This is a genomic window from Shigella sp. FC1661 (genome assembly GCF_001712525.1).
Classification (GTDB): domain Bacteria; phylum Pseudomonadota; class Gammaproteobacteria; order Enterobacterales; family Enterobacteriaceae; genus Escherichia; species Escherichia coli.
The window spans coordinates 1-23712 of the sequence record NZ_MDGW01000166.1 but is presented as its reverse complement, the minus strand read 5'-3'; the positions used below and the strand labels follow the sequence as shown (position 1 = coordinate 23712).

25 protein-coding genes and 1 pseudogene are annotated in these 23712 nt (G+C 52.5%); 21 read left to right on the top strand and 5 right to left on the bottom strand.

The window, feature by feature from the left end:
• Positions 1-52: 52 nt before the first annotated feature.
• From hslO to igaA, 4 genes are all read right to left on the bottom strand, one after another.
• Positions 53-931, bottom strand: a complete 879-nt coding sequence (gene hslO / locus BFF42_RS11020) for an Hsp33 family molecular chaperone HslO (RefSeq protein WP_024258659.1) — start codon at positions 929-931, stop codon at positions 53-55.
• Between the two features lie 24 nt (positions 932-955).
• Positions 956-1357, bottom strand: a complete 402-nt coding sequence (gene hslR / locus BFF42_RS11015; protein ID WP_000660485.1) for a ribosome-associated heat shock protein Hsp15 — start codon at positions 1355-1357, stop codon at positions 956-958.
• A gap of 10 nt (positions 1358-1367) precedes the next feature.
• Entirely contained in the window at positions 1368-2036 is a 669-nt protein-coding gene (yrfG, locus tag BFF42_RS11010; protein ID WP_001295168.1) for a GMP/IMP nucleotidase, read from the bottom strand.
• Between the two features lie 64 nt (positions 2037-2100).
• The gene (gene igaA, locus BFF42_RS11005) at positions 2101-4236 is read right to left on the bottom strand and encodes an intracellular growth attenuator protein IgaA (RefSeq protein ID WP_039060386.1); all 2136 of its coding nucleotides are present in this window, start codon (positions 4234-4236) and stop codon (positions 2101-2103) included.
• 324 nt (positions 4237-4560) lie between these two features.
• Here igaA and nudE point away from each other — a divergent pair, with 324 nt between their 5' ends.
• Positions 4561-5121 (top strand): ADP compounds hydrolase NudE, encoded by a 561-nt coding sequence (gene nudE / locus BFF42_RS11000; protein ID WP_000045744.1) that lies wholly within the window; start codon positions 4561-4563, stop codon positions 5119-5121.
• Between the two features lie 164 nt (positions 5122-5285).
• On the opposite strand, the gene mrcA is transcribed toward nudE, so the two are convergent.
• Positions 5286-7838 carry a peptidoglycan glycosyltransferase/peptidoglycan DD-transpeptidase MrcA gene (gene mrcA, locus BFF42_RS10995; RefSeq protein ID WP_001445924.1) on the bottom strand — a complete coding sequence of 851 codons (2553 nt, stop codon included), beginning with the start codon at positions 7836-7838 and terminating at the stop codon, positions 5286-5288.
• Positions 7839-7956: 118 nt separating this feature from the next.
• On the opposite strand from mrcA, the gene hofM reads away from it, so the two are divergent.
• The 20 genes and pseudogenes from hofM to BFF42_RS28275 form a co-directional block, all read left to right on the top strand.
• Positions 7957-8736, top strand: a complete 780-nt coding sequence (gene hofM, locus BFF42_RS10990; RefSeq protein WP_004986845.1) for a DNA utilization protein HofM — start codon at positions 7957-7959, stop codon at positions 8734-8736.
• On the top strand, positions 8736-9275 hold the full coding sequence (gene hofN, locus BFF42_RS10985; protein ID WP_001069315.1) for a DNA utilization protein HofN: 540 nt from the start codon (positions 8736-8738) through the stop codon (positions 9273-9275). Before hofM ends, hofN begins: the two co-directional genes overlap by 1 nt.
• Entirely contained in the window at positions 9259-9699 is a 441-nt protein-coding gene (gene hofO, locus BFF42_RS10980) for a DNA utilization protein HofO (RefSeq protein WP_001055754.1), read from the top strand. The genes hofN and hofO overlap by 17 nt, the downstream gene beginning before the upstream one ends.
• Positions 9689-10093, top strand: coding sequence for a DNA utilization protein HofP (gene hofP / locus BFF42_RS10975; RefSeq protein WP_001264141.1), 405 nt, complete (start codon positions 9689-9691; stop codon positions 10091-10093). Before hofO ends, hofP begins: the two co-directional genes overlap by 11 nt.
• Entirely contained in the window at positions 10005-11243 is a 1239-nt protein-coding gene (hofQ, locus tag BFF42_RS10970; RefSeq protein WP_000815979.1) for a DNA uptake porin HofQ, read from the top strand. The genes hofP and hofQ overlap by 89 nt, the downstream gene beginning before the upstream one ends.
• Positions 11244-11643: 400 nt before the next feature.
• A complete protein-coding gene (aroK, locus tag BFF42_RS10965; protein WP_000818618.1) occupies positions 11644-12165 on the top strand; it encodes a shikimate kinase AroK in 522 nt (173 codons plus the stop codon).
• A 56-nt stretch (positions 12166-12221) separates the two neighbouring features.
• On the top strand, positions 12222-13310 hold the full coding sequence (gene aroB, locus BFF42_RS10960; RefSeq protein WP_000439838.1) for a 3-dehydroquinate synthase: 1089 nt from the start codon (positions 12222-12224) through the stop codon (positions 13308-13310).
• A gap of 91 nt (positions 13311-13401) precedes the next feature.
• On the top strand, positions 13402-14688 hold the full coding sequence (damX, locus tag BFF42_RS10955; RefSeq protein WP_000343185.1) for a cell division protein DamX: 1287 nt from the start codon (positions 13402-13404) through the stop codon (positions 14686-14688).
• Positions 14689-14794: 106 nt separating this feature from the next.
• Entirely contained in the window at positions 14795-15631 is an 837-nt protein-coding gene (dam, locus tag BFF42_RS10950) for an adenine-specific DNA-methyltransferase (RefSeq protein WP_000742143.1), read from the top strand.
• Between the two features lie 17 nt (positions 15632-15648).
• The gene (gene rpe / locus BFF42_RS10945; RefSeq protein ID WP_000816280.1) at positions 15649-16326 is read left to right on the top strand and encodes a ribulose-phosphate 3-epimerase; all 678 of its coding nucleotides are present in this window, start codon (positions 15649-15651) and stop codon (positions 16324-16326) included.
• Positions 16319-17077 (top strand): phosphoglycolate phosphatase, encoded by a 759-nt coding sequence (gene gph / locus BFF42_RS10940; RefSeq protein WP_001031715.1) that lies wholly within the window; start codon positions 16319-16321, stop codon positions 17075-17077. The genes rpe and gph overlap by 8 nt, the downstream gene beginning before the upstream one ends.
• The gene (trpS, locus tag BFF42_RS10935; protein ID WP_000165550.1) at positions 17070-18074 is read left to right on the top strand and encodes a tryptophan--tRNA ligase; all 1005 of its coding nucleotides are present in this window, start codon (positions 17070-17072) and stop codon (positions 18072-18074) included. The genes gph and trpS overlap by 8 nt, the downstream gene beginning before the upstream one ends.
• Positions 18075-18342: 268 nt before the next feature.
• Positions 18343-19248: a GntR family transcriptional regulator YhfZ gene (gene yhfZ / locus BFF42_RS10930; protein ID WP_001254836.1), complete on the top strand. Its 906-nt coding sequence runs from the start codon at positions 18343-18345 to the stop codon at positions 19246-19248.
• Positions 19249-19264: 16 nt separating this feature from the next.
• Entirely contained in the window at positions 19265-19627 is a 363-nt protein-coding gene (locus BFF42_RS10925; protein WP_001295165.1) for a PRD domain protein, read from the top strand.
• Positions 19628-19710: 83 nt separating this feature from the next.
• The gene (locus BFF42_RS10920) at positions 19711-20874 is read left to right on the top strand and encodes a YhfX family PLP-dependent enzyme (RefSeq protein ID WP_000497373.1); all 1164 of its coding nucleotides are present in this window, start codon (positions 19711-19713) and stop codon (positions 20872-20874) included.
• A complete protein-coding gene (locus BFF42_RS10915) occupies positions 20874-22100 on the top strand; it encodes a phosphopentomutase (RefSeq protein ID WP_039059606.1) in 1227 nt (408 codons plus the stop codon). Before BFF42_RS10920 ends, BFF42_RS10915 begins: the two co-directional genes overlap by 1 nt.
• Positions 22097-22975 (top strand): phosphotriesterase-related protein, encoded by an 879-nt coding sequence (locus BFF42_RS10910; RefSeq protein WP_000007026.1) that lies wholly within the window; start codon positions 22097-22099, stop codon positions 22973-22975. Before BFF42_RS10915 ends, BFF42_RS10910 begins: the two co-directional genes overlap by 4 nt.
• Positions 22976-22985: 10 nt before the next feature.
• Entirely contained in the window at positions 22986-23339 is a 354-nt protein-coding gene (locus BFF42_RS10905; protein WP_001297518.1) for a DUF2620 domain-containing protein, read from the top strand.
• Between the two features lie 11 nt (positions 23340-23350).
• Positions 23351-23578: pseudogene (locus tag BFF42_RS10900) on the top strand (YhfT family protein); the annotation flags it as partial.
• A gap of 66 nt (positions 23579-23644) precedes the next feature.
• A partial coding sequence (locus tag BFF42_RS28275; RefSeq protein ID WP_241012944.1) for a hypothetical protein occupies positions 23645-23712 on the top strand: 68 nt, incomplete at its 3' end.

Genomic DNA, 23712 nt, shown 5'->3' with positions numbered 1-23712 from the left:
CAGGCCATTAAGTTGTAAAATCCGGCAGAGCCCTCTCTGCCGGACATACTCATTAATGAACTTGCGGATCTGCCGGAGACGCGTTGTTGCGGATTTCAGCAATATCCATCGCATTGAACAGATAGTGGTTACCGCAGTAATCACAATGCATGTCAATTTCGCCATCTTCCGCCAGGATGCTATCAACTTCTTCATCAGGCAGCGTTTTCAGCGCATCGGCGCAATGTTCACGCGAGCAGGTGCATTTGAACTCCACATCCTGCGGATCGTAAACCGTCACCTCTTCTTCGTGATACAAACGCCACAACACTTCGTTTGCCGGTAAGGTCAGCAGTTCTTCGGTTTTGATGGTTTCGGTTAGCGTCGCCAGGTGGTCAAAGTCGTCCTGCTGGGCATTTTGCGCAGGCATTACCTGCAACAACATACCGCCTGTAGCCGGTTTGCCGTCTACGTCGCCGGTGCGAATAAACAGGCGCGTCGGCAGCTGTTCAGAACGCATAAAGTAATCTTCCAGGCAGGCCGCCAGGGTATCACCTTCCAGACCAACTACGCCCTGATAGCGTTCGCCTTCGCTCGGGGTAATGGTGATCACCACGTAACCATTGCCGACCAGCGTTTTCAGGTCGGCATTTTCTGGAATTTCGCCCTGCACGCGCGCCACACCGCGCATTTGCTGGTTATTGTTACCGTTAATAACCGCCAGATTCATCGGACCGTCGCCCTGCAGCTGTACGGTGATATCACCATCAAACTTCAGCGTAGCGGTTAACAGGCTGGTCGCAACCAGCAGTTCTGCCAGCACGTTTTTAACGGGCTGCGGATAATCGTGGTTCTCAAGGATCTGTTGCAGGGTTTCCGAAACGGTTACCAGTTCGCCGCGAACGGCAAAATTTTCAAACAGATAGCGATGTAATTGGTCATGTTGCGGCATAATCATCTCTCTTGCAGGTGACAGTTATTCACTGTCGCCGTGTTTAAATCGTAACAGGTCGCGGCGCTCTTTTTTGTCCGGGCGTCGGTCCGGGTGCGGCATGGTTAAGGCATTAAGTTTACGTGCCATCGCCATTTTTTCGCGTTTCTCTACACTTTCCGCAGTCTCTTCATACAGCAAGGCTGCCTCGCTGGCGGGGCGACGCTGTTCAGTAATCGCCTTTACAATCACCGTGCGTTCGTCATTTCCCTGGCGCAGAGTGAGCGTGGCATTCAGCTCGACGATTTTGCTCGGCTTGCTGCGCTGCCCGTTGTAATGCACCTTACCGCCTTCAATCATTTCACGGGCCAGCGCGCGGGTTTTATAAAAACGGGCAGCCCATAGCCATTTATCCAGTCGAACCTCAACAGCAGGTTTCTCTTTCATGGCGTCTCCTTCACATTAGCGAGGGGATCAGGCGGCGGTAGTCATTCAGTGACGGATGGCGTTGATACTGTTTCTCGGCAATCCCGGAATCAGGATTAGTCACGCCGAGGCAGTAACGAATACCAAATTGCGCGGCAGCATCGAGAATCGCTTCGCTGTCATCAATAAACAGCGTTCTTTCAGCTTTCAGACCCGTAGCTTCGGCCACCGCATGCCATAACCGCTGATCCTCTTTCGGATAACCAAATGTGTGGGTGGAAAGTAATAAATCAAGGTGTGCGTCCAGACCCGTATGCTCAAGTTTTACCGCCAGGTTGTGCGGATGAGCATTGGTGAGCAAAATTCGCTGCTTACCGCTGGCTTTCAGTGCCTCAAGAAACGGAATGGTATCTTCACGCAGTACGGCGCGCGGTCCCATCTCGGTGGTCATTGCACAGATATCCAGACCCAGTTGCTCACTCCAGTAATCAAGACAGTACCAGTTTAGCGTATGCTGTACGTCGTGATATTGCTGGCGCATATATTCCATCGCTTCCTGTGGCGTAACCCCGTTTTTCGCGCCCCATGTTTCAGGCACCAGCTTTTGCCAGAAATAGTTATCGAAGGCGAGGTCGAGCAACGTGCCGTCCATATCCAGCAGAACGGTATCTACGTCCTGCCAGGCAATGTTGATATGCATGAGGGAAATCTCCAGAGTGAAGCAATTTGCGCGACAGGGTAGCATAACCTGCCGCGCAAACGTGTTATTCGATAAGGCTTTCTGAAGGGGTGATCAGTTGCGGGTTCAGGCAGCTTTCATAATAGGCCTGAATCTCCATCATGCGAGTGCGATGACGCTGGTAACGACGCCAGGCCTGTACGCCATTGTAAATGGCGCTACCCAGCATCGTCAGTAGCAGCAATGTGGTGCTGAGATAGCGCCACAGGCCGGAACGATCCGGGATCGGATGAAGGCCAATATGCTGCGTACCATTGGCGTCAGTGAAGATTTTTGTGACGATACCTTCGGCGTTAAACGGCGTATGCATCAGCATTTGTGCCAGTTTCTGGAAAGCGTTCCACTGTTCTTGCAGCGGGTAGTCGTAAAGTGATGCCGAAGGCCAGGGCTGATCAACAAAATCGCTGCCTTCGTCGCTGACAATCAGGAATCCGCCGGGGGCCGGACTGTTTAGTGATTGTGCCGCTCGCGCCGTTTCATGCGTGATAAACGGCGCGGTGGAGGTTGCCACCAGGTTATCCAGCGATTCCGCACTCACCGGGCGTAATAACACATTCACGCCATCGAGCTTCCCGGCGTTGGCGCGTTTTACCAGCGCGTCCCAGTCTTTACTGTTGCCGAGATTGACCAGCGCATTTTTCAGTCGCACACAGTCATCTTTGGCAGAACATAAATCCGCTGTCTTCAGTACAATGTCGCCAAAATCATCAAGCAATACCATGCCGGATTTTTGAATCGCTGAACGTAATGAGGCACTGACGCGAGATTCATCTTCCGGTTTAGGGTGCAGCTGGCGATTAACTGCTTCAGTCAATGCCGTCGCTTTGTTGACCAGTTCAGATTCTGGTAATGGTAATGAGCGGGTGTCATTCCAGATGATCTGCGAGCAGTCAAACGGTAAAAAAGGTGAATTGGTTTTCGCGCTCCAGGTTCCGGAAGTGCGAATATTACACATTCCCGTACCGCTAATACGCAATGTATCGCCTACCCGCACGCCAGCGTCAGCCAGTTGTTTTACGCTGGTGGCTTCAATGGTCTGCGCGCCTTTCATCCATGAGAGAGTGAATTTCAGCGGCATATCCAGCGGGATCCAGAATAACAGCATAAACAGCACCAGCAGCGAGCCCGCAGCGATAATCGTACTGCGCAGCCAGTGCTGTAACGGAAAGTTTTTTACTTCATCATGCAGCGAAAGATATCGCCCCTGACGCACTACGTGGCGGTCGAGATAGATATCAATATCGGTTTGTTGATCGAGATCCTGAGCAATGTATGGCTGCCAGTGTGCGGGATAGACCAGGTCGATAATACCGAGTGAAATATTGTTGATCTGTTCCTGATCGTTTTCGCCAAACAATCCCCAACGACGGGGTGTACCGCGCAGACAATGAATTTCCCGCAGGGAGGATTTTGCCGGGGGCGCGAATAGCCCCCACAGACCTGCGCCCAGCAGCAGTAATGCGCCGCCTGCCAGCCACGGAACAAATACATCCGGGGTAATCAGGCAGAAAAAGAACATCAGGAAGGAGGCGACGATCAGCAACGCTTCACGCAGCCCGCGCGGACGACTCAGCGCATATTCTTCATGCGTTTCTTTGCGAATATTGAGTAGCTCGATTTGCTCACTCTCTTCCCCGCGAATCGACGCCTGCGTGGACGGAACAGGTTGCAAGGCATAGCCGCGCGTTTCCTGCATGTACTCCTGCAGCGTATGACCGTTGAGTGAAATAACCAACGGCAGCGAATCGGTATGAATCAGTTCAACGGTATTCTCATCGTTGATGTACTGTTCCCAGAAGGGGGGCAGGTGGACTTCTACCGAATCGAGGTAGTAACGCCATTTATTCGGATCGTCGGTAGAGATGCCGTAACGTGTGATAGCGTGTGTCAGCATCATGACGTTGTTGCTTTCGGCATTCAGCGCCAGAGAGATCGGTGCCGCGCTAGCTCCCGTTGGGCCAGGCACCTGTAATACCTGCGTCAGGCTCTCAAGATAATTTTCAACGGCGCTACGTTCTTCAGGTGTGAGTTTACGCGTTTGCGCATCCGCGAAGGCGTTGGTCCAGGGCAGCTGACGCCGTCTGGATCGCACTTTTATCAGCCATCCCGCAAGTAGTGAGCAGGCCAGCAAAGCAGCTAAAAAAATCACAATGGTGCTCATGCTTTCCCCATCTTACTTAGTCTGTCAGGCGTGGTCAGTCGCACCAGACACAATACATGATTCTGCGGTTGGCTATCGGCAAGCGTGGAGTTTAACTTGAGCATCATTAAGCACATCACAGTAACCGCTGATCATAGCAAACCCTCTGAAGGCGGAATATCAGCAAATTCTTGGAGTTATTTCAACCTATTGACTTTTAATTTAATTTGATTTGAGGACGATTATTTATTAAGTTACATAAATGTAAATAACATGCAATTCACATTGCCGAAAGCGTGTCTGATATCGCACAATAACCGCTGATTTCACAGCATAGATCCCACGATGAGCAAATCATTACAAAAACCCACCATTCTGAATGTTGAAACTGTAGCCCGTTCCCGACTGTTTACCGTCGAGAGCGTGGATCTGGAGTTCAGCAATGGCGTGCGGCGTGTTTATGAACGAATGCGTCCAACCAACCGGGAAGCAGTGATGATTGTGCCGATTGTGGACGATCACCTGATCCTGATCCGCGAATACGCAGTGGGAACTGAATCCTACGAATTAGGTTTTTCGAAAGGATTAATTGATCCGGGTGAAAGCGTCTACGAAGCCGCTAACCGCGAGCTAAAAGAAGAGGTTGGATTTGGTGCGAACGATCTGACTTTTTTGAAGAAGCTCAGCATGGCACCGTCTTACTTTTCCAGCAAAATGAATATCGTGGTCGCGCAAGATCTCTACCCGGAATCGCTGGAAGGCGATGAGCCAGAGCCGCTACCACAGGTGCGCTGGCCGCTGGCGCATATGATGGATTTGCTGGAAGACCCTGACTTCAACGAAGCGCGTAATGTCAGCGCGCTGTTCCTCGTGCGCGAATGGTTGAAAGGGCAGGGGCGAGTGTAAATGCGTGAAGTTTGCCTGATGCACAACGCTTATCAGGCTTATGGGGTTTCTGCAATATATTGATTTTTCACGATTTTGTTAGCCGGATAACGCGTTCACCCGCATCCGGCATAAACAAATGCACTTTGTCAGCCAACTGAAAAGGCGCCGAAGCGCCTTTTTAATCAGAACAATTCCTGTGCCTCACCATTATCGATAATGGTCGTTCCCACCTCGTGCACCGCCTGTTGTGTCGGCTGCGTACCTTCGATGAAATACTCTTCGCGGCTGTTGCCACCATTAGCTAACTGCCCGGTGCTGCGATCGATATTCACCGTCACAATACCCGGTGGCGGCGTCAGCGGCTGCTCCGGCACACCTTCAAGAACGGCTTTCATATAAGCGTCCCATGCAGGCTGGGCACTCTTGGCTCCGCCTTCGTAACCTGAGATCTGATCTTTAATCGCTCCGGAAGCCGTTGTATGACCGAGATTACGACGGTGATCATCAAAGCCAATCCAGACCGAGGTCACAACGCCCGGACCGTAACCCGAGAACCACGCATCTTTCGAACTGTTAGTGGTACCGGTTTTCCCGCCGATATCGCGACGCTGCAAATCACGACCTGCACGCCAGCCAGTACCCTGCCAGCCTGGCTCACCAAAGATATTGGTGTTCAAAGCACTCTTAATCAGGAATGCCAGCGGAGTGTTGATGACGTGCGGTGCGTACTCCTGCGCGCCAGTCTTCGCCACTAACGCCTGATTTGCCTGCTCCAGCTGCGGCATTGGTACAGAAACATTCTGCTGCTCGCGGGAGATAGCGACATCTTCAACATCGTTATTTTCCAGCACGTTCGATTTCTGCGTATCACCGTAAATCACCGGAATATCGCATTCCGGGCAGGCTACTTTCGGTTTCGCTTCGAAAATCACGCCGCCCTGATCGTTTTCAATTTTGCTGATAAACCACGGGTCCACCAGGAAGCCGCCGTTCGCCATGACCGCGTAGCCGCGCGCCACCTGCATTGGGGTGAAGGACGCTGAACCCAGCGCCAGCGATTCGGTGTGGACAATGTTTTGCGCCGGGAAGCCGAAGCGTTGCAGATATTCTGCAGCGTAGTCGACGCCCATAGCCCGCATTGCACGTACCATCACCACGTTTTTCGACTGACCCAGCCCCTGACGTAAGCGAATTGGACCAGCATATTGTGGCGGCGAGTTTTTCGGCTGCCAGTCAGAACCGGCACCTGCGTCCCAGCGAGAAATTGGCACATCGTTCAACATACTTGCCAGCGTCAGACCTTTATCCATCGCCGCGGTGTAGAGGAACGGTTTGATGTTGGAACCCACCTGACGCAGTGCCTGGGTGGCGCGGTTAAACTTGCTCTGATTGAAATCAAAGCCACCGACCAGCGCCATAACGGCACCGTTTTGCGGATTGATCGACACCAGCGCCGAGTTCACTTCCGGCACTTGTGCCAGCCACCATGCATCGCCAACCTGACGAACCCAGATTTGCTGACCCGTTTGCAGAACATCGGTCACTTTACGCGGCGTCGGTCCTTGCTGAGTATCCGAACGGTAAGGACGCGCCCAGCGAACGCCTTCCATACTCAATGCGACGGTCGACCCGTCCGCCAGCATCGCCGTCGCTCCCTGAGGATTGGCGCTGGTGACTGCGGCAGGCAGCAGCGGACCATAGGTCGGCAGCGCCTTCAGCGTATCGGTAATCTTGTTGTTATCCCACGCCGACTCGCCCACTTTCCACAGCACATTTGCCGGGCCGCGATAGCCGTGGCGCATGTCGTAGTCCAGCACGTTATTACGTACCGCCTGCTGTGCGGCCTGCTGCACTTTGCGGGTGATGGTGGTGTAAATGCGATAACCGTCTTCATAGGCACTTTCGCCATAACGGTTATACATCTCCTGGCGCACCATTTCGCTCAGGTACGGCGCAGAGAAAGCAATCTCCGGCGCGTGATAGTTAGCGTTAATCGCCTCAGTGCGTGTCTGATCGAACTGTTGTTGGGTGATATACCCTTCATCCAGCATCCGCGACAGTACGACGTTACGCCGCGCGACGGCACGATCCATTGAGTAGAGCGGATTAAAGGTGGAAGGCGCTTTCGGCAGCCCGGCTATCACAGCCATTTCGTTCAGCGTCAGTTGGTCGACCGTTTTACCGAAATAGACTTGTGCCGCAGCACCGACACCATAGGCGCGGTAACCGAGGTAAATCTTGTTCAGATAAAGCTCGAGGATCTCGTCTTTCGTCAGCAACTGTTCAATGCGAATCGCGAGGAAGACTTCCTTAATCTTACGCATCAGCGTGCGTTCTGGACTGAGGAAGAAGTTTCTCGCCAGCTGCTGGGTAATGGTACTCGCCCCTTGTGACGCGTGGCCGGAGAACAGCGCCACACTTGCCGCACGGAAGATCCCCACCGGGTCAACGCCGTGATGCTCGTAGAAGCGACTGTCTTCCGTCGCGATAAAGGCTTTCACCATCTCCGGCGGGATTTGATCCAACGTAACCGGAATACGACGTTTCTCACCGTATTGAGCAATCAGCTCGCCATCGGCGCTGTAAATCTGCATCGGAATTTGCAGGCGAACATCTTTTAATGTCGCCACATCCGGCAGTTGTGGCTCGATGTAGCGGTATAGGCCATAAATCGAGCCTGCTCCCAGCAGAATGCAACAGACTGCAAGGATCAAAAAATACTTTACGAACTTCACTGGAAATTTCCCATTTAGTTTCATTTGGGCAGTTTATAAACAAACGCGCGGTAGTATAAAGGCAAGCCAGACGCATTGATATACCCGTCAGAGTGACGGTGATAAGGAGATCATCACAATGGCATTTAAGATCTGGCAAATTGGTTTGCATTTACAACAGCAAGAAGCGGTAGCGGTTGCGATCGTGCGGGGCGCAAAAGAATGCTTTTTGCAACGCTGGTGGCGGTTGCCGCTGGAGAACGACATTATCAAAGATGGGCGGATTGTTGATGCGCAGCAGCTGGCTAAAACGTTGTTACCTTGGAGTCGCGAACTGCCGCAGCGTCATCACATTATGTTGGCGTTTCCCGCCAGTCGCACATTACAGCGGTCATTTCCGCGCCCGTCGATGTCCCTTGGTGAGCGGGAGCAAACGGCCTGGCTGTCAGGGACGATGGCCCGCGAGCTGGATATGGATCCGGACTCCCTGCGCTTCGATTACAGCGAAGACTCACTCAGTCCCGCCTATAACGTGACTGCCGCGCAAAGCAAAGAGCTGGCAACGCTGCTTACTCTGGCAGAAAGGTTGCGTGTTCATGTTAGTGCGATCACCCCGGATGCCAGTGCATTACAGCGATTCCTGCCTTTTTTACCTTCTCATCAGCAATGTCTGGCCTGGCGTGATAACGAACAGTGGCTGTGGGCGACGCGCTATAGCTGGGGGCGCAAACTGGCGGTGGGGATGACTAGCGCGAAGGAGCTGGCGGCAGCGTTATTCGTTGATCCCGACAGCGTCGCGATATGTGGCGAAGGCGGATTTGACCCCTGGGAGGCCGTTTCTGTTCGTCAGCCGCTGCTACCGCCGCCTGGTGGAGACTTTGCCATCGCGCTGGGGCTGGCGCTTGGGAAGGCGTACTGATGAACCCGCCAATTAATTTTTTGCCCTGGCGACAGCAACGCCGGACCGCTTTTCTGCGTTTCTGGTTGCTGATGTTCGTTGCGCCTCTGCTGCTGGCCGTCGGGATAACGCTAATACTGCGTCTGACAGGCAGCGCCGAAGCGCGCATAGACGCAGTTTTGCTTCAGGCGGAACAACAACTCGCCCGCAGCTTACAGATAACGAAGCCACGTTTGCTGGAGCAACAGCAGTTACGCGAACAGCGTTCGCAACGGCAGCGCCAGCGACAATTTACCCGCGACTGGCAATCTGCGCTGGAAGCACTGGCGGCGCTTTTACCCGAGCACGCCTGGCTGACAACGATAAGCTGGCAGCAGGGAACGCTGGAGATCAAGGGGCTGACAACAAGCATTACCGCGTTAAACGCACTAGAAACGTCACTCCGCCAGGATGCGTCTTTTCATCTCAATCAGCGGGGAGCCACGCAGCAGGATGCGCAGGGACGCTGGCAATTTGAGTATCAGTTAACAAGGAAGGTTAGCGATGAACATGTTCTTTGACTGGTGGTTCGCCACATCACCCCGCCTCCGCCAGTTTTGCTGGGCATTCTGGTTGCTGATGTTAGTTACGCTCATTTTTCTGTCATCGACACACCATGAAGAGCGCGACGCATTAATTCGATTACGGGCAAGTCATCACCAGCAGTGGGCCACACTGTATCGCCTGGTTGACACCACTCCCTTCAGTGAAGAAAAAACGCTGCCCTTTTCGCCACTGGATTTTCAGTTGCCCGGCGCGCAACTGGTTTCCTGGCATCCATCCGCGCAGGGAGGTGAGTTGGCGTTGAAAACGCTGTGGGAAGCAGTGCCGTCGGCATTCACACGGCTGGCAGAGCGCAACGTCAGCGTGAGCCGTTTTTCGTTAAGCGTGGAAGGTGATGATCTTTTGTTCACGCTACAACTGGAGACGCCGCATGAGGGTTAAACGCTGGTTGTTGGCAGGTATTGCATTGTGCCTTTTAACCGGTATGCGTGACCCTTTTAAACCGCCGGAAGATCTATGCCGGATTAGCGAACTTAGCCAGTGGCGCTATCAGGGGATGGTAGGGCGAGGCGAGCGCATCATCGGTGTAATAAAAGACGGGCAAAAGAAATGGCGACGGGTGCAGCAAAACGATGTGCTGGAAAACGGCTGGACAATTTTACAGCTGACGCCAGACGTACTAACGCTGGGTACCGGGACAAACTGCGAACCGCCACAATGGTTGTGGCAACGGCAAGGAGATACAAATGAAGCAATGGATAGCCGCACTACTGTTGATGCTGATACCCGGCGTACAGGCGGCAAAGCCGCAAAAAGTGACGCTGATGGTGGATGACGTTCCGGTAGCTCAGGTGTTGCAGGCGCTGGCTGAACAGGAGAAGTTGAACCTGGTCGTGTCGCCAGACGTCAGCGGTACGGTGTCGTTACATCTAACAGATGTTCCCTGGAAGCAGGCACTACAAACTGTAGTGAAAAGCGCCGGACTGATAACGCGGCAGGAAGGCAACATTCTCTCAGTGCATTCCATTGCCTGGCAGAATAACAATATCGCCCGCCAGGAGGCGGAGCAGGCGCGGGCGCAGGCAAATCTGCCGCTGGAAAATCGCAGTATAACCCTGCAATACGCCGACGCGGGAGAACTGGCGAAAGCGGGGGAGAAGCTACTGAGTGCCAAAGGGAGTATGATCGTCGATAAACGCACCAATCGCCTTTTGCTACGAGATAACAAAACGGCGTTAAGCGCGCTTGAACAGTGGGTAGCGCAAATGGATCTGCCGGTCGGGCAGGTTGAGCTGTCGGCGCATATTGTCACCATTAATGAAAAAAGTTTGCGTGAGTTAGGCGTGAAATGGACGCTGGCCGATGCGCAACACGCTGGTGGCGTTGGGCAAGTCACCACGCTTGGTAGCGACCTCTCCGTAGCGACGGCGACAACGCATGTCGGTTTTAACATTGGGCGCATCAACGGACGCTTGCTGGATCTTGAGCTTTCCGCGCTCGAACAAAAACAGCAGCTGGATATTATCGCCAGTCCGCGTCTGCTGGCCTCACATCTTCAGCCTGCCAGCATTAAACAGGGGAGCGAAATTCCATATCAGGTTTCCAGCGGGGAAAGTGGCGCGACGTCGGTGGAATTTAAAGAGGCCGTCCTGGGGATGGAGGTCACGCCCACGGTGTTACAAAAAGGTCGCATCCGGCTGAAATTACACATCAGCCAGAACGTTCCGGGGCAGGTGCTACAGCAGGCCGATGGCGAAGTGCTGGCGATTGATAAGCAGGAGATCGAAACGCAGGTTGAGGTCAAAAGCGGAGAAACGTTGGCGCTGGGCGGCATTTTTACCCGTAAAAATAAATCGGGTCAGGATAGCGTACCGTTGCTTGGCGACATTCCCTGGTTCGGGCAATTATTTCGTCATGACGGAAAAGAATATGAACGACGCGAGTTAGTGGTGTTTATCACGCCACGACTGGTTTCCAGTGAGTAAACAGCCGTAAAAGCGGTAATGTTTTTATGCTGAACGTGTTTCATCTATTTGACGCGCGCAGGTATTTAGCATACAAGGAGTACCGATTTGAGAGTTGGTGCTCTTCGCTGCCTGCGTTCCATGATGATGATTTATCATTCAGGCGGCATTTTGCTGTCTTTTTTACGCTAATCTTACCCGGTGATTTATCGCCAGAGCGGTGGTAGCAAGGCAGCGCGCTTGCAGCGACCAGATATGCAGAGGGATGGGTGATTTATTCAGTTGCCAAACCCGCTGGAGTATTGAGATAATTTTCAGTCTGACTCTCGCAATATCTTATGAGGTTTCAGTTCATGTCCTGCGGCGCTCTCTGAGCGAAGCGGGTTTATCATTAACGAATAGTCTTAGTAGTACCGAAAAAATGGCAGAGAAACGCAATATCTTTCTGGTTGGGCCTATGGGTGCCGGAAAAAGCACTATTGGGCGCCAGTTAGCTCAACAACTCAATATGGAATTTTACGATTCCGATCAAGAGATTGAGAAACGAACCGGAGCTGATGTGGGCTGGGTTTTCGATTTAGAAGGTGAAGAAGGCTTCCGCGATCGCGAAGAAAAGGTCATCAATGAGTTGACCGAGAAACAGGGTATTGTGCTGGCTACTGGCGGCGGCTCTGTGAAATCCCGTGAAACGCGTAACCGTCTTTCCGCTCGTGGCGTTGTCGTTTATCTTGAAACGACCATCGAAAAGCAACTTGCACGCACGCAGCGTGATAAAAAACGCCCGTTGCTGCACGTTGAAACACCGCCGCGTGAAGTTCTGGAAGCGTTGGCCAATGAACGCAATCCGCTGTATGAAGAGATTGCCGACGTGACCATTCGTACTGATGATCAAAGCGCTAAAGTGGTTGCAAACCAGATTATTCACATGCTGGAAAGCAACTAATTCTGGCTTTATATACACTCGTCTGCGGGTACAGTAATTAAGGTGGATGTCGCGTTATGGAGAGGATTGTCGTTACTCTCGGGGAACGTAGTTACCCAATTACCATCGCATCTGGTTTGTTTAATGAACCAGCTTCATTCTTACCGCTGAAATCGGGCGAGCAGGTCATGTTGGTCACCAACGAAACCCTGGCTCCTCTGTATCTCGATAAGGTTCGCGGCGTACTTGAACAGGCGGGTGTTAACGTCGATAGCGTTATCCTCCCTGACGGCGAGCAGTATAAAAGCCTGGCTGTACTCGATACCGTCTTTACGGCGTTGTTACAAAAGCCGCATGGTCGCGATACTACGCTGGTGGCGCTTGGCGGCGGCGTAGTGGGCGATCTGACCGGCTTCGCGGCGGCGAGTTATCAGCGCGGTGTTCGTTTCATTCAAGTCCCGACGACGTTACTGTCGCAGGTCGATTCCTCCGTTGGCGGCAAAACTGCGGCCAACCATCCCCTCGGTAAAAACATGATTGGCGCGTTCTACCAGCCTGCTTCAGTGGTGGTGGATCTCGACTGTCTGAAAACGCTTCCCCCGCGTGAGTTAGTGTCGGGGCTGGCAGAAGTCATCAAATACGGCATTATTCTTGACGGTGCGTTTTTTAACTGGCTGGAAGAGAATCTGGATGCGTTGTTGCGTCTGGACGGTCCGGCAATGGCGTACTGTATTCGCCGTTGTTGTGAACTGAAGGCAGAAGTTGTCGCCGCCGACGAGCGCGAAACCGGGTTACGTGCTTTACTGAATCTGGGACACACCTTTGGTCATGCCATTGAAGCTGAAATGGGGTATGGCAATTGGTTACATGGTGAAGCGGTCGCTGCGGGTATGGTGATGGCGGCGCGGACGTCGGAACGTCTCGGGCAGTTTAGTTCTGCCGAAACGCAGCGTATTATAACCCTGCTCAAGCGGGCTGGGTTACCGGTCAATGGGCCGCGCGAAATGTCCGCGCAGGCGTATTTACCGCATATGCTGCGTGACAAGAAAGTCCTTGCGGGAGAGATACGCTTAATTCTTCCGTTGGCAATTGGTAAGAGTGAAGTTCGCAGCGGCGTTTCGCACGAGCTTGTTCTTAACGCCATTGCCGATTGTCAATCAGCGTAACAACAAGAAAGGTCAGGCCGCTTATCAAGCGGTCTATTAGCTTCAGGTTAATTGCAACGTGGTAAGCATTAACCTTTTAGTGGGGTGTTAAATGGATGAATTCAAACCAGAAGACGAGCTGAAACCCGATCCCAGCGATCGTCGTACTGGTCGTTCTCGTCAATCTTCTGAACGTTCTGAGCGTACTGAACGTGGCGAACCGCAGATCAATTTTGATGATATTGAACTTGATGACACTGACGATCGCCGTCCGACTCGTGCGCAAAAAGAGCGCAATGAGGAACCGGAAATCGAAGAAGAAATTGACGAATCCGAAGATGAAACCGTGGATGAAGAGCGCGTAGAGCGTCGTCCGCGTAAGTGCAAAAAAGCAGCCAGTAAACCCGCTTCTCGTCAGTATATGATGATGGGCGTCGGCATTCTGGTTCTACTGCTGTTGATCATCGGTATCGGTTCTGCGCTAAAAGCCCCCTCGACCTCTTCCAGCGATCAAACCGCGTCTGGCGAGAAGAGTATTGATCTTGCAGGCAATGCGACCGATCAGGCGAATGGGGTGCAGCCAGCGCCGGGAACCACGTCTGCGGAAAATACTCAGCAGGATGTTTCTCTGCCACCGATCTCTTCTACGCCGACTCAAGGGCAAACCCCGGCGGCAACGGATGGTCAACAACGTGTTGAAGTGCAGGGTGACCTGAACAATGCGCTGACTCAGCCACAAAATCAGCAACAGTTGAACAATGTGGCGGTCAATTCCACATTGCCGACCGAACCAGCGACTGTCGCGCCTGTTCGCAATGGCAATGCATCGCGTGACACGGCGAAAACGCAAACCGCTGAACGTCCGTCCACTACGCGCCTAGCTCGTCAGCAGGCGGTGATTGAACCGAAAAAACCGCAAGCAACCGTGAAAACGGAGCCGAAGCCGGTAGCACAGACGCCGAAGCGTACTGAACCAGCTGCCCCTGTGGCGAGCACGAAGGCACCGGCTGCGACTTCTACGCCAGCACCAAAAGAGACGGCGACTACGGCTCCAGTACAGACGGCATCCCCGGCGCAAACCACGGCAACACCAGCCGCTGGAGGGAAGACCGCAGGTAATGTTGGTTCGTTGAAATCGGCACCGTCCAGCCATTACACTCTGCAGCTGAGCAGTTCCTCTAACTACGACAACCTGAACGGTTGGGCGAAGAAAGAGAATCTGAAAAACTACGTTGTCTATGAAACGACGCGTAATGGTCAGCCGTGGTATGTCCTGGTTTCTGGCGTGTACGCTTCGAAAGAAGAGGCGAAAAAAGCGGTATCTACATTGCCAGCAGATGTTCAGGCCAAAAACCCGTGGGCGAAACCGCTGCGTCAGGTACAGGCCGATCTGAAGTAATCAAGGTTATCTCCCGCAATGGTTTATCGTTGCGGGAGCTGCCTGAAGCGCTGGATGCTGTCGGAGCTTTCTCCACAGCCGGAGAAGGTGTAATTAGTTAGTCAGCATGAAGAAAAATCGCGCTTTTTTGAAGTGGGCAGGGGGCAAGTATCCCCTGCTTGATGATATTAAACGGCATTTGCCCAAGGGCGAATGTCTGGTTGAGCCTTTTGTAGGTGCCGGGTCGGTGTTTCTCAACACCGACTTTTCTCGTTATATCCTTGCCGATATCAATAGCGACCTGATCAGTCTCTATAACATTGTGAAGATGCGTACTGATGAGTACGTACAGGCCGCACGCGAGCTGTTTGTTCCCGAAACAAATTGCGCCGAGGTTTACTATCAGTTCCGCGAAGAGTTCAACAAAAGCCAGGATCCGTTCCGTCGGGCGGTACTGTTTTTATATTTGAACCGCTACGGTTACAACGGCCTGTGTCGTTACAATCTGCGCGGTGAGTTTAACGTGCCGTTTGGCCGCTACAAAAAACCCTATTTCCCGGAAGCAGAGTTGTATCACTTCGCTGAAAAAGCGCAGAATGCCTTTTTCTATTGTGAGTCTTACGCCGATAGCATGGCGCGCGCAGATGATGCATCCGTCGTCTATTGCGATCCGCCTTATGCACCGCTGTCTGCGACCGCCAACTTTACGGCGTATCACACAAACAGTTTTACGCTTGAACAACAAGCGCATCTGGCGGAGATCGCCGAAGGTCTGGTTGAGCGCCATATTCCAGTGCTGATCTCCAATCACGATACGATGTTAACGCGTGAGTGGTATCAGCGCGCAAAATTGCATGTCGTCAAAGTTCGACGCAGTATAAGCAGCAACGGCGGCACACGTAAAAAGGTGGACGAACTGCTGGCTTTGTACAAACCAGGAGTCGTTTCACCCGCGAAAAAATAATTCTCAAGGAGAAGCGGATGAAACAGTATTTGATTGCCCCCTCAATTCTGTCGGCTGATTTTGCCCGCCTGGGTGAAGATACCGCAAAAGCCCTGGCAGCTGGCGCTGATGTCGTGCATTTTGACGTCATGGATAACCACTATGTTCCCAATCTGACGATTGGGCCAATGGTGCTGAAATCCTTGCGTAACTATGGCATTACCGCCCCTATCGATGTACATCTGATGGTGAAACCCGTCGATCGCATTGTGCCTGATTTCGCTGCCGCTGGTGCCAGCATCATTACCTTTCATCCAGAAGCCTCCGAGCATGTTGACCGCACGCTGCAACTGATTAAAGAAAATGGCTGTAAAGCGGGTCTGGTATTTAACCCGGCGACACCTCTGAGCTATCTGGATTACGTGATGGATAAGCTGGATGTGATCCTGCTGATGTCTGTTAACCCAGGTTTTGGCGGTCAGTCGTTCATTCCACAAACACTGGATAAACTGCGCGAAGTACGTCGTCGTATCGACGAGTCTGGTTTTGACATTCGACTGGAAGTGGACGGTGGCGTGAAGGTGAACAACATTGGCGAAATCGCTGCGGCGGGCGCGGATATGTTCGTCGCCGGTTCGGCAATCTTCGACCAGCCAGACTACAAAAAAGTCATTGATGAAATGCGCAGTGAACTGGCAAAGGTAAGTCATGAATAAGTTTGAAGATATTCGCGGCGTCGCTTTTGATCTCGACGGTACGCTGGTTGACAGTGCTCCCGGTCTTGCTGCTGCGGTAGATATGGCGCTGTATGCGCTGGAGTTACCCGTCGCAGGTGAAGAACGCGTTATTACCTGGATTGGTAACGGCGCAGATGTTCTGATGGAGCGTGCATTGGCCTGGGCGCGTCAGGAACGTGCGACTCTGCGTAAAACAATGGGTAAACCGCCCGTTGATGACGACATTCCGGCAGAAGAACAGGTACGTATTCTGCGTAAACTGTTCGATCGCTACTATAGCGAGGTTGCCGAAGAGGGGACGTTTTTGTTCCCGCACGTTGCCGATACGTTGGGCGCGTTGCAGGCTAAAGGCCTGCCGCTAGGCCTGGTCACCAACAAACCGACGCCGTTCGTCGCGCCACTGCTCGAAGCCTTAGATATTGCCAAATACTTTAGCGTGGTTATCGGCGGCGATGATGTGCAAAACAAAAAACCGCATCCGGACCCGCTGTTACTGGTGGCTGAGCGGATGGGAATTGCCCCACAACAGATGCTGTTTGTCGGCGACTCACGCAATGATATTCAGGCGGCAAAAGCGGCAGGTTGCCCATCAGTTGGCTTAACCTACGGATATAACTACGGCGAGGCTATCGATCTCAGCCAGCCTGATGTAATTTATCAGTCTATAAATGACCTTCTGCCCGCATTAGGGCTTCCGCATAGCGAAAATCAGGAATCGAAAAATGACTAAGCCCATCGTTTTTAGTGGCGCACAGCCCTCAGGTGAATTGACCATTGGTAACTACATGGGTGCGCTGCGTCAGTGGGTAAACATGCAGGATGACTACCATTGCATTTACTGTATCGTTGACCAACACGCGATCACCGTGCGCCAGGATGCACAGAAGCTGCGTAAAGCGACGCTGGATACGCTGGCCTTGTATCTGGCTTGTGGTATCGATCCTGAGAAAAGCACCATTTTTGTTCAGTCCCACGTACCAGAACATGCGCAGTTAGGCTGGGCACTGAACTGCTATACCTACTTCGGCGAACTGAGCCGCATGACCCAGTTTAAAGATAAATCTGCGCGTTATGCCGAGAACATCAACGCTGGTCTGTTTGACTATCCGGTGCTGATGGCTGCGGACATCCTGCTGTATCAAACTAATCTGGTACCGGTGGGTGAAGACCAGAAACAGCACCTGGAACTGAGTCGCGATATCGCCCAGCGTTTCAACGCGCTGTATGGCGAGATCTTTAAGGTGCCGGAGCCGTTTATTCCGAAATCTGGCGCGCGCGTAATGTCGCTGCTGGAGCCGACCAAGAAGATGTCCAAGTCTGACGATAACCGCAATAACGTTATCGGCCTGCTGGAAGATCCGAAATCGGTAGTGAAGAAAATCAAACGCGCGGTCACTGACTCCGACGAGCCGCCGGTAGTTCACTACGATGTGCAGAACAAAGCGGGCGTTTCCAACCTGCTGGATATCCTTTCTGCGGTAACGGGCCAGAGCATCCCAGAACTGGAAAAACAGTTCGAAGGCAAGATGTATGGTCATCTGAAAGGTGAAGTGGCTGATGCCGTTTCCGGTATGCTGACTGAATTGCAGGAACGCTATCACCGTTTCCGCAACGATGAAGCCTTCCTGCAACAGGTGATGAAAGACGGCGCAGAAAAAGCCAGTGTACACGCTTCCCGTACGCTGAAAGCGGTGTACGAAGCGATTGGTTTTGTGGCGAAGCCGTAATATCAAAACGCTCGGACGGTCCCCTCGCCCCTTTGGGGAGAGGGTTAGGGTGAGGGGAGCAGGCAAGCGCCAGTGGGAATTACCCTTTGCTCGCATTGTCGAATAAATCACTTCGTCATCACTCTGAAACCGGGGAAACCCGGTTTTTTTATCCTCATTTGCAATAATCCGAAAAAATGTGAAGCGCCTCGCCGTTTCCACATCTCACAGTTGCCACTTATCTTCATTTTAATGAAGATATAAACATTCATTTTATTGAAAATATATTATGCGTCGAACGTTTATCAAAAAAGAAGGCGTCGTCATCACGACGCTGGCCCGTTATTTGTTGGGGGAAAAATGCGGTAATCGACTGAAAACCATAGATGAGCTGGCAACTGAATGCCGTTCATCGGTTGGCCTGACGCAGGCCGTGTTGAAAACGTTGGAATCAAGTGGAGCGATACGGATTGAACGCCGTGGGCGCAATGGCAGTTATCTGGTCGAAATGGATAATAAAGCGCTGCTGAGTCATGTGGATATCAATAACGTTGTGTGTGCCATGCCTTTGCCCTATACCCGCTTGTACGAAGGTTTAGCAAGCGGGCTGAAAGCCCAGTTTGATGGCATTCCTTTTTATTATGCGCATATGCGTGGCGCGGATATTCGTGTGGAGTGTTTGCTTAACGGTGTCTATGACATGGCAGTAGTTTCCCGCCTGGCGGCGGAAAGTTATCTCAGCCAAAACAATTTGTGCATCGCCCTCGAGCTTGGCCCGCATACGTATGTTGGTGAACATCAACTGATATGCCGCAAAGGTGAGTCTGGAAATGTTAAGCGAGTAGGTCTCGATAGTCGTTCGGCGGATCAGAAAATCATGACCGATGTCTTTTTTGGCGATAGTGATGTGGAACGTGTCGATCTCTCTTATCACGAGAGTTTACAACGCATTGTTAAAGGCGATGTCGATGCGGTTATCTGGAACGTGGTGGCGGAAAACGAACTGACCATGCTGGGATTAGAGGCGACGCCGCTCACAGACGATCCGCGATTTTTACAGGCCACCGAAGCCGTGGTCCTGACGCGAGTCGATGATTACCCAATGCAACAACTGCTGCGTGCCGTTGTAGATAAACACGCCCTGCTCGCCCATCAACAACGGGTAGTGAGTGGGGAACAGGAACCGAGTTATTAAACGAAAGGCATCTGATATGGAAACCAGACTCAACCTGCTTTGCGAGGCAGGCGTTATTGATAAGGACATCTGCAAAGGCATGATGCAGGTCGTCAACGTACTGGAAACAGAGTGCCATCTGCCGGTGCGCAGTGAGCAAGGAACGATGGCGATGACACATATGGCGAGTGCACTGATGCGCAGTCGCCGTGGTGAAGAAATAGAGCCGCTGGATAACGAATTGCTGGCAGAGCTGGCGCAATCCAGCCACTGGCAAGCCGTTGTGCAATTGCATCAGGTGTTGTTGAAGGAATTCGCACTGGAAGTTAATCCGTGTGAAGAAGGCTATTTGCTGGCCAACCTTTATGGATTATGGATGGCTGCTAACGAAGAGGTTTGAAGCTCCCGACAAATCCACGTCGCACAACCTAAATATTCAAAAAAATGAATATTTAATTCAAGGAACAGAAACGAGGCAACAAGATGTTTGTAGAAGCATTGAAACGCCAGAACCCGGCGCTGATTTCCGCCGCACTAAGTTTGTGGCAGCAGGGCAAGATCGCCCCGGACAGCTGGGTGATCGACGTGGATCAGGTACTGGAAAACGGTAAGCGACTGATTGAGACGGCGCGGCTTTACGGCATTGAACTGTATCTGATGACCAAGCAGTTTGGCCGTAACCCATGGCTGGCGGAAAAATTGCTGGCATTAGGTTACAGCGGCATTGTGGCGGTGGATTACAAAGAGGCGCGAGTCATGCGCCGCGCTGGTTTGTCGGTGGCGCATCAGGGGCATCTGGTACAAATCCCTTGTCATCAGGTTGCTGACGCCGTTGAACAGGGCACCGACGTCATCACCGTGTTTACTCTCGACAAAGCGCGGGAAGTTTCTGCGGCAGCGGTGAAGGCCGGACGTGTGCAGTTTGTGCTGCTCAAAGTTTATAGCGACGATGATTTTCTTTATCCGGGGCAGGAGAGCGGTTTTGTACAGCATTCGCTGCACGAGGTGGTTGCTGAAATTAAGAAACTGCCGGGTCTGCATTTAGCCGGACTTACCCATTTCCCTTGCCTGCTTTGGGATGAGGCTGCCGGAAAAGTTTTGCCGACACCGAATCTTCACACGCTGATACAGGCACGGGATCAACTGGCGAAATCTGGTATTGCACTTGAGCAACTGAACGCGCCTTCAGCGACCAGCTGCACTTCGCTGCCATTACTGGCGCAATACGGTGTGACTCATGCCGAACCCGGTCATGCGCTGACGGGCACTATTCCGGCAAACCAGCAGGGCGATCAGTCTGAACGTATCGCGATGCTCTGGTTGAGTGAAATCTCCCATCATTTCCGTGGCGACAGCTACTGCTACGGCGGCGGTTACTACCGTCGTGGTCATGCGCAACATGCGTTGGTGTTTACGCCAGAAAATCAAAAGATTACTGAAACCAATCTCAAAACTGTGGATGACAGCAGTATCGACTACACCCTGTCGCTGGCAGGCGAGTTTCCGGTAAGCAGTGCAGTGGTGCTCTGTTTCCGCACGCAGATTTTTGTCACCCGTAGCGATGTGGTGCTGGTGTCCGGTATTCACCGTGGCGAACCGAAAATCGTTGGTCGTTATGACAGTCTTGGAAACTCTCTGGGGGCGTAATGGCGCGATTTGTGGTGTTAGTGATTGATAGCTTTGGCGTAGGGGCAATGAAAGATGTCACGCTGGTGCGTCCGCAAGATGCGGGAGCGAATACATGTGGTCACATCCTGAGCCAGTTGCCGCATTTGCAGCTACCAACGCTGGAGAAGCTGGGGCTAATCAACGCATTGGGTTATGCGCCAGGCGATATGCAGCCGTCAGATTCCGCAACCTGGGGCGTGGCAGAGCTGCAACATGAAGGTGGCGATACCTTTATGGGGCATCAGGAAATTTTAGGCACGCGCCCGTTACCGCCGCTGCGGATGCCTTTTTGCGATGTGATTGACCGTGTTGAGCAGGCATTAGTATCCGCCGGTTGGCAGGTGGAGCGCCGTGGCGATGAACTGCAATTTCTGTGGGTCAATCAGGCGGTTGCGATTGGCGATAATCTCGAGGCGGATTTAGGCCAAGTCTATAACATTACCGCCAATCTCTCTGTGATCTCTTTTGACGACGCAATCAAAATTGGTCGTATCGTGCGTGAGCAGGTACAGGTCGGTCGGGTCATTACATTTGGTGGCCTGTTAACCGACAGTCAACGCATTCTCGATGCCGCAGAAAGCAAAGAAGAGCGCTTTATTGGTATCAATGCGCCGCGTTCTGGCGCTTATGACAACGGCTTCCAGGTCGTGCATATGGGCTACGGTGTCGATAAAAAAGTGCAGGTGCCGCAAAAACTGTATGAGGCGGGCGTGCCAACCGTGCTGGTGGGTAAGGTGGCAGATATCGTCAGCAATCCTTATGGCGTGAGCTGGCAAAACCTGGTGGATAGCCAGCGGATTATGGATATCACCCTCGACGAATTTAACACCCATCCGACGGCGTTTATTTGCACCAATATCCAGGAAACCGACCTCGCTGGTCATGCAGAAGACGTCGCACGTTATGCCGAACGTTTGCAGGTCGTTGACCGTAACCTTGCCCGGCTTGTTGATGCGATGCAGCCAGATGATTGCCTGGTCGTGATGGCGGATCACGGCAACGATCCGACCATTGGTCACAGCCACCATACCCGCGAAGTGGTGCCGCTGCTGGTTTATCAGCAAGGCCTGGCTGCTACGCAGCTCGGTGTGCGCACCACGCTTTCTGATGTGGGAGCTACCGTGTGTGAATTTTTCCGTGCGCCACCGCCACAAAATGGTCGCTCTTTTCTTTCCTCCCTCCGGTTTGCAGGAGACACCCTATGAGTTTTGATCCGACGGGTTACACCCTGGCCCATGAGCATCTGCATATTGATCTCTCCGGCTTTAAAAACAACGTGGACTGCCGCCTTGATCAGTATGCGTTCATTTGCCAGGAGATGAACGACCTGATGACCCGGGGTGTACGTAATGTGATTGAGATGACCAACCGTTACATGGGGCGCAATGCGCAATTTATGCTCGGTGTAATGCGCGAAACCGGGATCAACGTGGTGGCCTGTACTGGTTATTACCAGGATGCGTTTTTCCCGGAACATGTGGTGACCCGCAGCGTGCAGGAACTGGCGCAGGAGATGGTCGATGAAATTGAACAGGGTATCGATGGCACGGAGCTGAAAGCCGGGCTCATCGCGGAGATCGGCTCCAGCGAAGGAAAGATTACGCCGCTGGAAGAGAAGATATTTATTGCCGCTGCGCTGGCGCATAACCAGACCGGACGCCCGATCTCCACGCATACGTCGTTCAGCACCATGGGGCTGGAACAACTGGCTCTGTTGCAAGCCCACGGAGTTGATCTTTCGCGCGTCACCGTTGGTCACTGCGATCTGAAAGACAACCTCGACAACATTTTGAAGATGATCGATCTCGGCGCGTACGTGCAGTTCGACACCATTGGTAAGAACAGTTACTACCCGGACGAAAAGCGCATTGCGATGCTCCACGCGCTACGTGACCGTGGGTTGCTGAACCGCGTCATGCTGTCGATGGATATTACGCGCCGCTCCCATTTAAAAGCCAATGGTGGTTATGGCTATGACTATTTATTGACCACCTTTATTCCGCAATTGCGCCAGTCAGGATTCAGTCAGGCCGATGTGGATGTGATGTTACGTGAAACTCCCTATCAATTTTTCCAATAAGGACAGACTCATGAAAAAGATTGGCGTTGCAGGCTTACAGCGTGAGCAGATTAAAAAAACCATTGAAGCGACGGCTCCTGGCAGTTTTGAAGTTTTCATTCACAACGACATGGAAGCGGCAATGAAAGTGAAATCCGGGCAACTGGATTACTACATCGGTGCGTGTAATACCGGTGCGGGCGCGGCATTGTCGATTGCCATCGCGGTGATTGGCTATAACAAAAGTTGCACCATTGCCAAACCAGGCATTAAAGCGAAAGACGAGCATATCGCCAAAATGATCGCTGAAGGTAAAGTGGCGTTTGGCCTTTCCGTTGAGCACGTCGAACACGCGATTCCGATGCTGATTAACCATCTGAAATAAAAGGCACGACTATGGATCTGTATATTCAGATTATCGTGGTGGCGTGCCTGACGGGTATGACATCGCTTCTGGCGCATCGCTCGGCGGCTGTTTTTCATGACGGCATCCGCCCGATCCTGCCGCAACTGATTGAAGGCTATATGAACCGTCGCGAGGCGGGGAGTATCGCTTTTGGTCTGAGCATTGGTTTTGTGGCCTCGGTGGGGATTTCTTTTACCCTGAAAACCGGGCTGCTCAACTAATGCCGATCAGTTAAGGATCAGTTGACCGATCCAGTGGCTGTGTAAGAATCCGGAAACGCTCACTTGTTTCCGGATTTTTTTATGCACATTGGACAGGCTCTTGATCTGGTATCCCGTTACGATTCTCTGCG

Coding starts and splice junctions, on each gene's coding strand:
- hofM (WP_004986845.1), top strand. CDS start 7,957: ATGGCATTTAAGATCTGGCAAATTGGTTTGCATTTACAACAGCAAGAA.
- hofP (WP_001264141.1), top strand. CDS start 9,689: ATGAGGGTTAAACGCTGGTTGTTGGCAGGTATTGCATTGTGCCTTTTA.
- hofN (WP_001069315.1), top strand. CDS start 8,736: ATGAACCCGCCAATTAATTTTTTGCCCTGGCGACAGCAACGCCGGACC.
- BFF42_RS10920 (WP_000497373.1), top strand. CDS start 19,711: ATGTTTGTAGAAGCATTGAAACGCCAGAACCCGGCGCTGATTTCCGCC.
- BFF42_RS10915 (WP_039059606.1), top strand. CDS start 20,874: ATGGCGCGATTTGTGGTGTTAGTGATTGATAGCTTTGGCGTAGGGGCA.
- BFF42_RS10910 (WP_000007026.1), top strand. CDS start 22,097: ATGAGTTTTGATCCGACGGGTTACACCCTGGCCCATGAGCATCTGCAT.
- aroK (WP_000818618.1), top strand. CDS start 11,644: ATGGCAGAGAAACGCAATATCTTTCTGGTTGGGCCTATGGGTGCCGGA.
- nudE (WP_000045744.1), top strand. CDS start 4,561: ATGAGCAAATCATTACAAAAACCCACCATTCTGAATGTTGAAACTGTA.
- BFF42_RS10925 (WP_001295165.1), top strand. CDS start 19,265: ATGGAAACCAGACTCAACCTGCTTTGCGAGGCAGGCGTTATTGATAAG.
- igaA (WP_039060386.1), bottom strand. CDS start 4,236: ATGAGCACCATTGTGATTTTTTTAGCTGCTTTGCTGGCCTGCTCACTA.
- hofQ (WP_000815979.1), top strand. CDS start 10,005: ATGAAGCAATGGATAGCCGCACTACTGTTGATGCTGATACCCGGCGTA.
- hslR (WP_000660485.1), bottom strand. CDS start 1,357: ATGAAAGAGAAACCTGCTGTTGAGGTTCGACTGGATAAATGGCTATGG.
- trpS (WP_000165550.1), top strand. CDS start 17,070: ATGACTAAGCCCATCGTTTTTAGTGGCGCACAGCCCTCAGGTGAATTG.
- hofO (WP_001055754.1), top strand. CDS start 9,259: ATGAACATGTTCTTTGACTGGTGGTTCGCCACATCACCCCGCCTCCGC.
- rpe (WP_000816280.1), top strand. CDS start 15,649: ATGAAACAGTATTTGATTGCCCCCTCAATTCTGTCGGCTGATTTTGCC.
- dam (WP_000742143.1), top strand. CDS start 14,795: ATGAAGAAAAATCGCGCTTTTTTGAAGTGGGCAGGGGGCAAGTATCCC.
- BFF42_RS10905 (WP_001297518.1), top strand. CDS start 22,986: ATGAAAAAGATTGGCGTTGCAGGCTTACAGCGTGAGCAGATTAAAAAA.
- damX (WP_000343185.1), top strand. CDS start 13,402: ATGGATGAATTCAAACCAGAAGACGAGCTGAAACCCGATCCCAGCGAT.
- yhfZ (WP_001254836.1), top strand. CDS start 18,343: ATGCGTCGAACGTTTATCAAAAAAGAAGGCGTCGTCATCACGACGCTG.
- yrfG (WP_001295168.1), bottom strand. CDS start 2,036: ATGCATATCAACATTGCCTGGCAGGACGTAGATACCGTTCTGCTGGAT.
- hslO (WP_024258659.1), bottom strand. CDS start 931: ATGCCGCAACATGACCAATTACATCGCTATCTGTTTGAAAATTTTGCC.
- aroB (WP_000439838.1), top strand. CDS start 12,222: ATGGAGAGGATTGTCGTTACTCTCGGGGAACGTAGTTACCCAATTACC.
- gph (WP_001031715.1), top strand. CDS start 16,319: ATGAATAAGTTTGAAGATATTCGCGGCGTCGCTTTTGATCTCGACGGT.